Raw genomic sequence first — 11,769 nt, forward strand, 5'->3', positions numbered from 1 at the left:
ACACATCATCGAAGGGCCATCCATGTCCGACATCGATCCCGCTGAGACCCGCGAATGGCGCGACGCACTCGCCGCCGTCGTCGAGTTCGAGGGCGAGACCCGCACCCAGTTCCTGCTGGAGCAGCTCGTCGAAGAGGCCAACCGGCTCGGCGCCCGCGTCCCGTTCCCGGCCACCACGCCGTACGTCAACACGATCCACATCGATGAGGAGGCGCAGCACCCCGGCGACCTCGACCTCGAGCTGAAGATCCGCTCCGCCATCCGGTGGAACGCGATGATGATGGTGCTGCGGGCCAACAAGACCTCGACCGAGCTCGGCGGCCACCTGGCCAGCTTCCAGTCCGCTGCGACGCTCTACGAGATCGGCTTCCAGCACTTCTGGCACGGCGACAACGCCGCGGCCGACGGCCACGGCGGCGACCTGCTCTACATCCAGGGCCACCTCGCGCCGGGCATCTACTCCCGCGCCTTCCTCGAGGGCCGGCTCACCGCCGAGCAGCTCGACAACTTCCGCCAGGAGACCGGCGGCGACGGGCTGTCGTCGTACCCGCACCCGTGGCTGATGCCCGACTTCTGGCAGTTCCCCACCGTGTCGATGGGCCTCGGCCCGCTGATGGCGATCTATCAGGCCCGCTTCCTGAAGTACCTCCACGCGCGCGGCCTCGCCGACACCGCCGAGCGCAAGGTCTGGGCCTTCCTCGGCGACGGCGAGTGTGACGAGCCCGAGTCGCTCGGTGCGATCGCGATGGCCTCGCGGGAGAAGCTCGACAACCTGATCTTCGTCATCAACTGCAACCTCCAGCGCCTCGACGGACCGGTCCGCGGCAACGCGAAGATCATCCAGGAGCTCGAAGGCAGCTTCCGCGGCGCCGGCTGGAACGTCCTCAAGGTGATCTGGGGCTCCGGCTGGGACCGCCTCCTCGCCAACGACCACACCGGTGCGCTGAAGCGCCGGATGATGGAGTGCGTCGACGGCGAGTACCAGAACTTCAAGGCCAAGGACGGCGCCTACGTCCGCGAGCACTTCTTCGGGGTCTCCGAGGAGCTGCGCGCGATGGTCAAGGACATGACCGACGACGAGATCTGGCGCCTGACCCGCGGTGGCCACGACCCGCAGAAGGTGTACGCCGCGTACGCCGCCGCGACCTCGCACGTCGGCAGCCCGACCGTGATCCTGGCCAAGACCGTCAAGGGCTACGGCCTCGGCAAGGCCGGCGAGGCGCAGAACATCGCGCACCAGGCGAAGAAGGTCGCGGAGCCCGCGCTCAAGGTCTTCCGCGACCGCTTCAACATCCCGGTCGACGACGAGCACCTGCTCGACTACCCCTACGTCACCTTCGCCGAGGGTTCGCCCGAGCACACCTACCTGCACAAGCAGCGCGAGGCGCTCGGCGGCTACCTCCCGGCCCGTCGGCGTACGTCGGCCGCGCTGGAGGTCCCCGAGGCGTCGGCGTTCGCGAAGCAGATCGCGGGCACCGAGGGCCGCGAGGTCTCCACGACCATGGCGTTCGTCCAGATCCTCACGACGCTGCTGCGCGACAAGAACATCGGCAAGCGGATCGTCCCGATCGTCCCGGACGAGGCCCGCACCTTCGGCATGGAGGGCCTCTTCCGGCAGATCGGCATCTTCAGCCAGGAGGGCCAGCTCTACACGCCGCAGGACGCCGAGCAGGTGATGTTCTACAAGGAGGACCAGGCCGGTCAGATCCTCGAGGAGGGCATCAACGAGGCGGGCGCGATCTCGTCGTGGATCGCGGCGGCCACGTCGTACTCATCCAACGACGCCCCGATGATCCCCTTCTACATCTACTACTCGATGTTCGGCTTCCAGCGGATCGGCGACCTCGCCTGGGCCGCCGGCGACATGCGCGCGCGGGGCTTCCTGCTCGGCGGCACCGCGGGCCGGACCACGCTCAACGGCGAGGGCCTGCAGCACGAGGACGGGCATTCGCACCTCCAGGCGGCGCTCATCCCGAACTGCGTCTCCTACGACCCGACGTACGGCTACGAGCTCGCGGTGATCATCGCCGACGGCCTCAAGCGCATGTACGCCGAGCAGGAGGACGTCTTCTACTACCTCACGCTGATGAACGAGAACTACGAGCACCCGGCCATGCCGGAGGGCGTCGAGGAGGGCATCCTCCGCGGCATGTACCCGCTCCGTGAAGCGGCGAAGAAGCGCGGCAAGTCCACCGCCCAGGTGCAGCTGATGGGCTCGGGCACCATCCTCCGCGAGGTCATCGCGGCCGCCGACCTCCTCGCGGCCGACTGGGGCATCGCCGCCGACGTCTGGAGCGTCCCGAGCTTCACCGAGCTGCGCCGCGACGGCCTCGACGTCGAGCGGTGGAACACGCTGCACCCGCTCGAGGCGCCGCGTGTCTCCTACGTCGAACAGGCACTCACCGGGCGCAACGGCCCGGTCATCGCCGCGACCGACTACATGAAGGCGTACGCCGACCAGATCCGCGCCTTCGTGCCCGGCTCGTTCACCTCCCTGGGCACCGACGGCTTCGGCCGCTCCGACTACCGCGTCAACCTGCGACGTCACTTCGAGGTGGACCGCTACTTCGTGGCGGTCTCGGCCCTCCAGCGCCTGGCGGACGAGGGCGCGATCGAGCGCTCCGTCGTCGCCGAGGCGCTCACCAAGTACGGCATCGACCCCGACCGGCCCGCGCCGGCTCTCGCGTAAAGGAAGGCAGCCATGCCGAACACCATCGAGATCAAGGTTCCCGACATCGGTGAGTACACCGACGTACCCGTCATCGACGTGCTCGTGAGCGTCGGCGACACGGTCGACGTCGAGGCGCCGCTGATCACCCTCGAGACCGACAAGGCGACGATGGACATCCCGGCGCCCGCCGCCGGCACCATCACCGCGCTCTCCGTCAAGAACGGCGACACCGTCAGCGAAGGCACCGTCATCGCGGTGATCGAGTCTTCCGATGGGGCCGGCGCGCCGGTTGAGGAGGCCGTGCCCGAGTCGGCACCCTCCTCCGCCGCACCCGTCGCCGCGGCTAGCGCCGCGCCCGCCCGCCAGACCCCGCCAGCGGAGGAGGAGGGCGCCGCCCCGGTCCCGGCCGCGGCCGGCGCACCGGCCGCTCCGGTTTCCGGTGACTCGGACGGCCTGCGTGCCACCCCGCTCGTACGCCGCCTGGCGCGCGAGCTCGAGGTCGAGCTCGCGGTCGTCAAGGGCACCGGCGTGAGCGGTCGCGTGACCAAGCAGGACCTGCTGGCCCACTACGCCGGCGGATCTGCCCCGGCGGCGGCCGCGTCCGGCGGCTCCGGCATCCCGCCGATCCCGCCGGTCGACTTCGCGAAGTTCGGTCCGGTCCGCACGGTGCCGCTGCCGCGGATCAAGAAGATCTCCGGTCCGTTCCTGCACCGCTCGTGGCTCAACGTCCCGCACGTGACGCACAACGACGAGGCCGACATCACCGACCTCGACGCCTACCGCAAGGAGCTCGACGCGGTCGCGAAGACCGAGGGCTACCGCGTAACGCTGCTGGCGTTCCTGCTCAAGGCGTCGGCGTCCGCACTGCGGAAGTACCCCGAGCTCAACAGCTCGCTGTCCGGCGACGACCTGGTCTACAAGGACTACATCAACATCGGCGTCGCCGTGGACACCCCCGACGGCCTCGTCGTCCCGGTGGTCAAGGACGTCGACCGCAAGGGCATCACCGAGCTGTCGCACGACCTCGCGGACCTGTCGGCGCGAGCCCGCGACGGCAAGCTCGCGGCGACCGACATGCAGGGTGGCACCTTCACGATCTCCAGCCTCGGCGGCATCGGCGGCACGTCGTTCACCCCGATCGTCAACGCCCCCGAGGTCGCGATCCTGGGTGTCGTGCGCTCGAAGATGGCGCCGGTCTGGAACGGCACGGAGTTCGAGCCGCGGCTGATGCTGCCGCTGTCGCTCTCCTACGACCACCGGGTCATCGACGGGGCCCTCGCGGCGCGCTTCACCGCGCACCTGGGCACCCTCGTCAGCGACGTACGCCGGCTGGTGCTGTGACCACCTCGACCACGGTCCGTCCACTGTTGGCCACGGCGCAGCACCGCGCGCCGTGGACCGACCGGCCCTGGGGCGTGCTGCACGCCGCGGTCGAAGGTGCGGCCGAGACGCTGTGCGGTCAGCCCTCGCTGACCTGGCCGAAGTTCTGGCGGCTGACGTTCCGGCCCGGGGCGCGCGACACCTGCGGCGCGTGCAGCGCAGCACTTCGGCGCCACGCCGGCTGATCCGGCGTACTGCTGATCAGGCGGTCGCAGCGCGGCACTCGTCGCGCTGCGCGCCGCAGATCGAGCAGTACCAGTGCAGTCCGCCGCAGGCCTCGCAGAGTGGCCGGTCGAAGTCGGCCGAGTTGCAGATGTGGGTGGGCGCCGGCGGCTTTTCCGCCGCCGGTGCCACCTGCTCGACCTCCGGGACGTCGACGTCCTCGGCGTCCACGACGGGCGTGGGGTCCGCGAGCGGCTCGACGTCACCCAGGCCGGCCTGCTCCATGCGCTCGATCTTGTGGTGCCGTTCGCAGGTGAGCTCGTGCTCGTCGAGCTGATCGATCGGGACCATCACGAAGCACTCGGGGCAGACCTGCGCCTGCGGCGGCTCGTGCAGCGTGCCCGGCGTACGTGCCTGCGCAGGCTCGGCCTCGGGCGTGGACGCCTCGTCGGTCGCGAGGTGGCGCTCGACCACCGCGCGCAGCTCGGCGGCATGCGCGATGGTCAGACGGATCTCGGCGTCGACCGTCTCGCTCGACCCCTCACTGGCTGTCTCGCGAGCACGCTGGATCGCAGCCGACGACCACTCCTCGACCAGGTCCCACAGCTCCTCCAGGAGCGCCGGGGTCACCTCGCTCTGCGCTGCCACGTCCACCTCTCACCGATTCACGAACTGTGAAGCGACGGTAGCGAGCAAGACCGGACACCGATGCCCAAATCACCAGAGTTGGTCGGTGACAATGCGCGCATTCTGCAAAATTGGGGTCTTCCGCTGCGGTCTAGACCACTGTCAGTATCTGCGCAGCGCCGTCCACTCGGGAGGCGTACCGGACGGAGAGGTCCCCTCATGCGCATGCTCCCCACCGCGGCCGTCGCCGCACTGCTCAGCCTCACGCTCGCCGCACCTGCCTTCGCCGATGCCAACGTCGGCACGGAGGGCGATGACGTCTACGTCGGCACCAACGGCCCCGACCAGTACGACGGCCTCGGTGGTGACGACACCATCTCCGGCGGCGCCGCCGTCGACACCCTCTACGGGGGCAACGGCAACGACTCGATCAGCGGCGGCGCGGGCGCTGACTACCTCAACGGTGGCAACGGCGACAACACCCTCGACCCGGGCCCGGGTGCCGACGAAACCTACGGCGGCACCGGCAACGACACCATCACGCTCGTCAACGACGACGCCCTGGATGTCGTCCAGTGCGGCGGCGGCTACGACGTGGTCATCCTCGTCGGCGGCTACGACACCAACGACCAGGTCGGCGCGACCTGCGAGGAGGTGCGCTTCTGACGCGCGCCTCCGCCCCGGCGGCTCAGTAGTACCAGGGGTACGGCGACCAGTCCGGCTCGCGCTTCTCGAGGAACTGGTCGCGACCCTCCTGGGCCTCGTCGGTCATGTACGCCAGCCGTGTGGTTTCGCCGGCGAAGAGCTGCTGGCCGACGAGGCCGTCATCGAGGAGGTTGAAGGAGTACTTCAGCATCCGCTGCGCCGTCGGGGACTTGCCGTTGATCTTGCGGCCCCACTCCAGCGCGACCTTCTCGAGCTGGCTGTGCTCGGCGACGCGGTTGACGGCACCCATGCGGTGCATCTCCTCGGCGTCGTACTCGTCGGCGAGGAAGAAGATCTCGCGGGCGAACTTCTGGCCGACCTGACGCGCGAGGTACGCCGACCCGTAGCCGCCGTCGAACGAGCCGACGTCCGCGTCGGTCTGCTTGAAGCGCGCGTGCTCCTTGCTCGCGAGCGTCAGGTCGCAGACGACGTGCAGCGAGTGACCACCACCGGCCGCCCAGCCGGGGACAACGCAGATGACGACCTTGGGCATGAAGCGGATCAGGCGCTGGCACTCGAGGATGTGCAGACGCGCGAGCTTGGCCTTGTCGATGACCGACGGCTCCTCGGCGCCGGTGGCTGCCTGACTGTGACCGGCCCCGCTCTCCGTGTCCTCGTACTGATAGCCGGCCTTGCCGCGGATCCGCTGGTCGCCGCCGGTGCAGAACGCCCACTTGCCGTTCTTCGCGGACGGCCCGTTGCCGGTGAGGATCACGCAGCCGACGTCGGCGCTCATCCGCGCGTGGTCGAGGGTGCGGAGCAGCTCGTCGACGGTGTTGGGCCGGAACGCGTTGAGCACGTCCGGCCGGTCGAACGCGATCCGGACGGTGCCGTGCTCCTTCGCGCGGTGGTAGGTGAGGTCCGTCAGGTCCTCGAATCCCGGGACGACGTCCCAGTCCGCCGGGTCGAAGATCTCGCTGACGCCCTCGATCGCACTCATGGGCGACAGGCTAGTCGTCCGCGTGAGGCCTAGCGGGCGGCAGGCCTCAGGCGGACGACCCGACCTCACTTGTCGGTCATCATCTCGTCGGACTTCTCGGTCATCGGCGACTCGGACTTGTCATCCATCATCGAGTCCGACTTCTCCGTCATCGGCGACTTCGACATGTCGTCAGTCATCTGGCTCGTCTTGTCGGACGGGGTCATCGTCGTGTCGTCGCTGCCGCAGGCGGCCCCCGTCAGGAGTACGCCGCTGATGGCCGCGATGGCGAGGAGGCGGCGGAGTGCGCTGGAAGTCATGGCTGGATCCTTCGATCGGTGGAACGGACATCTCGGGTTCGGAGCTGGGTGCACCGCGGACGGGTGGCGACGTCAGCCGATGTGGACCTCGACGCTCGGGTAACCCGTGGCCCCATCCGGGGCGACGTCGGCGACCGCGCTGGTCTGCGTCGCGCCGGCGAGGTCCGTGGCGCGCGCCTGGAGGCGGTGCGTGCCCGGCTCGGCGGGCCAGGTCCAGCGCCACTGCCGCCAGGTGTCGATTCCATCGGCGGCAGCCAGCTCCGCCACCTGCCAGGGCCCGTCGTCGACGCGCACCTCCACCTTGCCGATGCCGCGGTGCTGGGCCCAGGCCACCCCGGCGACGGTGACGTCGCCCGCCTGCGCGCCATCGCCCGGCAGGTCGATCCGGCACCCGGTCTTGATCGGTCCCTGGGGTGCCCACCCACGGTCGGTCCAGTACGCCGAGAAGTCGGCGAAGCGCGTCACCTCCAGCTCGGTGATCCACTTGGTCGCGGACACGTAGCCGTACAGGCCGGGCACGATCATCCGCACCGGGAAGCCGTGGTCGATCGGAAGCGGCTGCCCGTTCATCCCGATCGCGAGGAGGGCGTCGCGGCCGTCGGTCAGTGCCGCGAGCGGCGTACCGATCGTGATGCCGTCGGACCCGCGGGACTGGACGGCGTCCGCCCCCGCACGTACGCCGGCCCGCTCGAGCACGTCGGACACGCGTACGCCGAGCCAGGTGGCGTTGCCGATGTACTCGCCCGCGACGGGATTCGAGACGCAGGCGATGGTCACCCGGCGTTCGACGAGAGGCATCGCGAGCAGCTCGCGATAGGTGAGGTCGAACGGCTCGTCGACGAGGCCACGCACGCGCAGCTTCCAGTCGTCGACGTTGAGTCGCGGCGGGATCAGCGCGATGTCGATCCGGTAGAAGTCGTCGTTCGGTGTGAGGTGGGGGGTGAGTCCCGGCAGCCGGAAGTCCGCGCCGCGCGGCACAGGGCCCGCAGGGTCGGCGGCGGCGGGCAGGACGACACCGCCGCGGCCCGTCGCTGCGGGCACCAGGCGGGGCACGCCAGCCCCCGTGACGACCCCCGCGCCGCCCATCACCGTCGCCAGCAGCAGGAACCGTCGCCGGTCGAACCCCGGCGGTGCCTCGGCCTCCGACACCAGCGCGCCCCCTGCCTGCCCGATCAGCCACCAGAGCGCGGCGCACCCGAGCGCGAGGCCGACCACGAGGGCGACGTACGACGACAGGTCGGAGCCGCCCCGGCCGCTGATGAGCGCCAGGGCGTCGACCGAGCCGAGGACGACGAACCCCACGATCCCGAGCGGACGCCGCCAGCGAGCCGCGATCCCGACCGCGGCCAGCAGGAGGGCCGTGACGACGAGCATGTTGCCGAGCAGGACCGTCTTGTCAGCGGTGCCGAACTGCGCGACGGCCCATTCCTTCAGCGGCCGCGGCGTGAGGTCGATCAAGCGGTCACCGAGGGCGATCAGCGGCGACGGGGTCGCGTGGAAGACAGCAGCCAGGCCCTGGGCAACACCGAGACCGAGGGCGCCTGCGCCGAGACCGGCGAACGCTGCCTCCAGCCGGGAGGACGTGGAAGAGTGCGAAAGGGTGATCACGTAGCGGGTTCGGAGCAGATCGGGCCCCGGACGGCCCGTCCGGCGTACGACGTGCTCCGAACCCTGACTGTGAACGTCCAACCAGACCGGCCAGCCGAGAGGAGCGTGCCGATGCCCCGGCGTGGACTCCTCCGCTCCGTGCCGCCGGTGCACGCCCAGCCCCAGCAGCTGATGGCCGCCATCGCGGCCGGCGACCTCGACGCCTTCGGCGAGCTCTACGACCGGTTCGCGTCCGCCGTCCACGGTGCCGCCCTGCAGGTCCTGCGCGATCCCGCACGCGCCGAGGAGGTCACGCAGGAGGTCTTCCTGGAGGCCTGGCGCGGGGCCGCGCAGTACCGGTCGGAGCGCGGCGGACTGCGCACCTGGCTCGTGCTCATCGCCCACCGGCGCGCGATCGACGTCGTCCGGTCCGTCGAGGCGAGCCGGGCCCGCGAGGAGCGGGCGGCCCGCCGCGAGCTCCACGAGGTGCCCGGCCCCGAGGCCGACCTGGTCACCGCGGCCGAGTGGGCCGACGTACGCCACTGCCTCGAGGGGCTGACACCGCTCCAGCTCGAGTCGGTGACCCTCGCCTACTACGACGGCTTCACCTACCCGGAGATCGCCGCCCACATGGGCCGGCCGCTCTCGACCATCAAGACGCGGATGCGCGACGGGCTCGCCCGCCTGCGCGACTGCCTGGAGGAGGCGTGATGAACGCACACGACCCCGACGTCCACTCCTTGCTCGGTCCCTACCTGCTGCACGCCCTCGAGCCGGCCGAGCGCGCGGCGTTCGAGGAGCACCTCACGGCATGCGCCAGCTGCCGCGAGGAGGTCGCCGAGCTGCGGCCGGCCGTTGCTGCGCTCTCCGACCGCCCGAGCCCTCCTCCGGCCGGGCTCCGTGAGCAGATCATCAGCCGGGCAGCCGAGACGCGTTCCGTACGCCGATCGCCCCGCCGTCGTCTCCGGGTTGCCGCTGTCGCGGCGGCCGTGCTCCTCGCCGTCGGCGGCGGCATCGTCGCGACGCAGCGCGGTGACGACAGGATGACGGCTGCCGATGTCTTCGCCGCCGCCGACGTCCGCACCCACGACATGCCCACCAAGATGGGTGCCGTGCGGCTGGGGATGTCGCACGAGCTGCACATGGTCGCGGTCGACGGGCGGGCCCTGACCGATCCGGGCGCGGGCATGGCCTACGAGGTGTGGTGGTCCGCCAACGGCCGGGCGACGTCGGTCGCGATGTTCCAGGAAACCGAGAGCGTCGTCGTCCCGATGCGCGAGGGCGAGCTGCAGATCACGATGGAGCCGATGGCGGGCTCGGACGCACCGACCTCACCGCCGCTGCTCGCGATGCCCGCGGCGTCGCTCTGACGCGCGGCCCGTCGAGCCGGGTCAGGCGTTCTTGGCGATGCTCACCGCGAGAGCGGTGAGGTGGCCCAGGCGCGCGACCTCGGAATCGAGGAGCTCCGGCCCGCCACGCCGGCCGATGACGATGATCTCGTCCTCGAGCAGGGGGGCGGCGGCGAGCACGTTGTTCTCGTCGGCGGAGTCGACGCGCGCCGGGCGGACGATGTCGAACCAGTCCAGCGAGTCGGGCGCAGCGGCCGAGCCGTGCAGGACCGCCGTGGTGCCGTTGCCGTTGCGGCGCAGCCGCACGCCCCAGTCGGCGCGGAACGTCGCCGGCAGGAGGTCGACGAGCCGGTCGAGCGCGCCAGCCGGGTTGGCGGTCAGCTCCTCGACGGCCTCGAGGTCGAGGAACAGGTTGCCGCCCGCGGCGTACCGGCTGATCCAGACGACGCGTACGCCGTCGAGCTCGTTGCACGCCGACACGATGGTGTCGGGCATCGCCGTGGTCTCGAGCAGCACATCGTCGACTGCGGTGCCGTCGGCGCGGTGCTCGACGATCTCGATCGCCTCGATGTCGCCACCCGCCTCACCGATGGCGGACGCGACCTTGCCCAACGATCCGGGGACGTCGGGGAGCTCGACTCGAAGCAGGAAGGGCATGCTGCGACCTTAACCGGACGGTGTTTCTCGGGGGTTTCCGGGCGGCTCAGCGCACGAGCTTGAGGTTGAAGTGGGCCGTGCCGAGCTGCTGCATCAGGCGCACCCAGAGCGGGAGGTACATCTCGAGCCCGCGCGCCGCCTCGAGCGACGGGAACTCGACGATGTCGACCCAGCCCAGGTCCTGCAGGAGACTGTGCACATGGGCCCGCGCGGCGGCGTCATCACCCGCGATGAAGATCGTGTGGTCGCCCTCGGCGAGCTGCTCCGGGGTCACCATCAGCGCGCAGTTGACCGTGTTGAGCGCCTTCACGACCTGCGCAGTCGGGTGCGCCCGCTGGAGCATCTCGGCCAGCGAGTCGGTGTCCTTCACGGTCAGGGTCGGCGGGAAGCCGTTGCTGAAGTCGAGTGGGTTCGTCAGGTCGAGGACGATCGCGCCGTCGGGCAGGTCGGCCTGCGCGAGCGCCTCCTCGGCGACCTGCCCACCCACGGCGAGCACGACGAGGTCCGCTCCGCGCGCTGCGTCGGCGTACGTCGCGAGGCGGACGTCGGTCCACTCCTCGCGGGCAGCGGTGACCTCCGGGTCGCGGGTGCCGACGGTGACCGTGTGGCCGACGCGGACGAAGCCTGCTGCGAGGGTCTTGCCGACCATGCCGGTGCCGAGGACTGCGATCTCCATGCCGCCCATCCTGCCCCTCGACGTCAACCGAGGACGAACGTTTCCAGCGACTCGTAGCGGGGCGTACGACGAGGGCCCTCGCCGAGGTGGGACGCGACCAGCTCGATCTCGTCGACGGTCCAGGCAGGTCCCTGGTAGGCATCGAGCAGACGGACCCAGTTGCTGACGTCCTCCGGATGCCCCAGCCGCCCGAGCGTGAGGTGCGGGCGGAAGCGCTGGCCGTCCACCGCAGCACCCGCCTTGGCGAACGCCGACCGGGCACCCCGGGCCAGATGGCCCAGCTCCTCGAGTGCGGGCGGCATCGCCAGGTCGTCCGGGTCTGCGGCGTGGACGTCCACGTAGAGCACGCGCGCCTGCGCGGCGTTCGGGAACGCTCCGCCACCCGCCAGCCGCAGCGCGAACGGCGTGCGGCGAGAAGCCGCGCGGTCCAGCCGGTCGCTGATCTCGTCGAGCGAGCGCTCGGGCGCCTCGGAGGCGAACGACAGCGTCAGGTGCCACTGGTCGGGGCGGGTCCACCGGAAGGCGGCTACCTCGCGACGTACGTCGAGGAAGTCGTCGAGGTGGGCGATCACCTCCTCCGGAGGCACGACAGCAGCGAAGAGTCTCATCACTCAAGTGTCGTCGGCAGTGCAACCCCATTGCGCCGGTGTCGGTGAGACTGCCGCGAGCCGTCGGCGGCGGGCACGTAGGCGGCATCCGTGGGTCGTGTGTAAGTG

At 70.6% G+C, this 11,769-nt stretch carries 13 protein-coding genes; 6 read left to right on the plus strand and 7 right to left on the minus strand.

Translation table 11 applies throughout. From position 1 onward, the window contains the following. Positions 1–22 precede the first annotated feature (22 nt). From aceE to EPD65_RS11575, 3 genes are read left to right on the plus strand one after another with little or no spacing between them, the layout of a single operon-like run. Complete coding sequence (gene aceE / locus EPD65_RS11565) at positions 23–2,689, plus strand: pyruvate dehydrogenase (acetyl-transferring), homodimeric type (RefSeq protein WP_131584274.1); 2,667 nt, start codon at positions 23–25, stop codon at positions 2,687–2,689. 12 nt (positions 2,690–2,701) lie between these two features. After that, the gene (aceF, locus tag EPD65_RS11570) at positions 2,702–4,012 is read left to right on the plus strand and encodes a dihydrolipoyllysine-residue acetyltransferase (protein ID WP_131584276.1); all 1,311 of its coding nucleotides are present in this window, start codon (positions 2,702–2,704) and stop codon (positions 4,010–4,012) included. Then, positions 4,009–4,236, plus strand: a complete 228-nt coding sequence (locus EPD65_RS11575) for a hypothetical protein (protein ID WP_131584278.1) — start codon at positions 4,009–4,011, stop codon at positions 4,234–4,236. Before aceF ends, EPD65_RS11575 begins: the two co-directional genes overlap by 4 nt. A gap of 16 nt (positions 4,237–4,252) precedes the next feature. On the opposite strand, the gene EPD65_RS11580 is transcribed toward EPD65_RS11575, so the two are convergent. Further along, positions 4,253–4,861: a hypothetical protein gene (locus EPD65_RS11580; protein ID WP_131584279.1), complete on the minus strand. Its 609-nt coding sequence runs from the start codon at positions 4,859–4,861 to the stop codon at positions 4,253–4,255. Between the two features lie 198 nt (positions 4,862–5,059). Here EPD65_RS11580 and EPD65_RS16665 point away from each other — a divergent pair, with 198 nt between their 5' ends. Continuing rightward, a complete protein-coding gene (locus EPD65_RS16665) occupies positions 5,060–5,506 on the plus strand; it encodes a calcium-binding protein (RefSeq protein ID WP_279387566.1) in 447 nt (148 codons plus the stop codon). 22 nt (positions 5,507–5,528) lie between these two features. Here EPD65_RS16665 and EPD65_RS11590 read toward each other — a convergent pair whose 3' ends face one another. The 3 genes from EPD65_RS11590 to EPD65_RS11600 all read right to left on the minus strand — a co-directional run bounded on the left by EPD65_RS11590 (position 5,529) and on the right by EPD65_RS11600 (position 8,392). Next, the gene (locus EPD65_RS11590) at positions 5,529–6,485 is read right to left on the minus strand and encodes a 1,4-dihydroxy-2-naphthoyl-CoA synthase (RefSeq protein WP_131584283.1); all 957 of its coding nucleotides are present in this window, start codon (positions 6,483–6,485) and stop codon (positions 5,529–5,531) included. A gap of 65 nt (positions 6,486–6,550) precedes the next feature. Then, positions 6,551–6,784: a hypothetical protein gene (locus EPD65_RS11595; RefSeq protein ID WP_131584285.1), complete on the minus strand. Its 234-nt coding sequence runs from the start codon at positions 6,782–6,784 to the stop codon at positions 6,551–6,553. 72 nt (positions 6,785–6,856) lie between these two features. Continuing rightward, on the minus strand, positions 6,857–8,392 hold the full coding sequence (locus tag EPD65_RS11600) for a molybdopterin-dependent oxidoreductase (protein WP_243640564.1): 1,536 nt from the start codon (positions 8,390–8,392) through the stop codon (positions 6,857–6,859). Between the two features lie 111 nt (positions 8,393–8,503). Between EPD65_RS11600 and EPD65_RS11605 the strand changes: the two genes are divergently transcribed. After that, complete coding sequence (locus tag EPD65_RS11605) at positions 8,504–9,082, plus strand: sigma-70 family RNA polymerase sigma factor (protein WP_131584287.1); 579 nt, start codon at positions 8,504–8,506, stop codon at positions 9,080–9,082. Next, entirely contained in the window at positions 9,082–9,741 is a 660-nt protein-coding gene (locus EPD65_RS11610; protein WP_131584307.1) for an anti-sigma factor, read from the plus strand. The genes EPD65_RS11605 and EPD65_RS11610 overlap by 1 nt, the downstream gene beginning before the upstream one ends. A 21-nt stretch (positions 9,742–9,762) precedes the next feature. Here the strand turns inward: EPD65_RS11610 and EPD65_RS11615 are convergent, their stop codons facing one another. Genes EPD65_RS11615 through thpR form a run of 3 tightly spaced genes read right to left on the minus strand, consistent with a single transcriptional unit; the run spans position 9,763 to position 11,661 of the window. Next, entirely contained in the window at positions 9,763–10,377 is a 615-nt protein-coding gene (locus EPD65_RS11615; protein WP_131584289.1) for an ACT domain-containing protein, read from the minus strand. 46 nt (positions 10,378–10,423) lie between these two features. Continuing rightward, on the minus strand, positions 10,424–11,053 hold the full coding sequence (locus tag EPD65_RS11620) for an NADPH-dependent F420 reductase (protein ID WP_131584291.1): 630 nt from the start codon (positions 11,051–11,053) through the stop codon (positions 10,424–10,426). Positions 11,054–11,076: 23 nt separating this feature from the next. Continuing rightward, positions 11,077–11,661 carry an RNA 2',3'-cyclic phosphodiesterase gene (gene thpR, locus EPD65_RS11625; protein WP_131584293.1) on the minus strand — a complete coding sequence of 195 codons (585 nt, stop codon included), beginning with the start codon at positions 11,659–11,661 and terminating at the stop codon, positions 11,077–11,079. Between the last annotated feature and the right edge of the window lie 108 nt (positions 11,662–11,769).

The organism is Nocardioides jejuensis, assembly GCF_004337475.1.
GTDB lineage: Bacteria > Actinomycetota > Actinomycetes > Propionibacteriales > Nocardioidaceae > Nocardioides > Nocardioides jejuensis.

Bases quoted from the DNA above. Each gene is read 5' to 3' on its own strand.
- aceE (WP_131584274.1), top strand. From the start codon at position 23: ATGTCCGACATCGATCCCGCTGAGACCCGCGAATGGCGCGACGCACTC.
- aceF (WP_131584276.1), top strand. From the start codon at position 2,702: ATGCCGAACACCATCGAGATCAAGGTTCCCGACATCGGTGAGTACACC.
- EPD65_RS16665 (WP_279387566.1), top strand. From the start codon at position 5,060: ATGCGCATGCTCCCCACCGCGGCCGTCGCCGCACTGCTCAGCCTCACG.
- EPD65_RS11590 (WP_131584283.1), bottom strand. From the start codon at position 6,485: ATGAGTGCGATCGAGGGCGTCAGCGAGATCTTCGACCCGGCGGACTGG.
- EPD65_RS11595 (WP_131584285.1), bottom strand. From the start codon at position 6,784: ATGACTTCCAGCGCACTCCGCCGCCTCCTCGCCATCGCGGCCATCAGC.
- EPD65_RS11605 (WP_131584287.1), top strand. From the start codon at position 8,504: ATGCCCCGGCGTGGACTCCTCCGCTCCGTGCCGCCGGTGCACGCCCAG.
- EPD65_RS11610 (WP_131584307.1), top strand. From the start codon at position 9,082: ATGAACGCACACGACCCCGACGTCCACTCCTTGCTCGGTCCCTACCTG.
- EPD65_RS11615 (WP_131584289.1), bottom strand. From the start codon at position 10,377: ATGCCCTTCCTGCTTCGAGTCGAGCTCCCCGACGTCCCCGGATCGTTG.
- EPD65_RS11620 (WP_131584291.1), bottom strand. From the start codon at position 11,053: ATGGAGATCGCAGTCCTCGGCACCGGCATGGTCGGCAAGACCCTCGCA.
- thpR (WP_131584293.1), bottom strand. From the start codon at position 11,661: ATGAGACTCTTCGCTGCTGTCGTGCCTCCGGAGGAGGTGATCGCCCAC.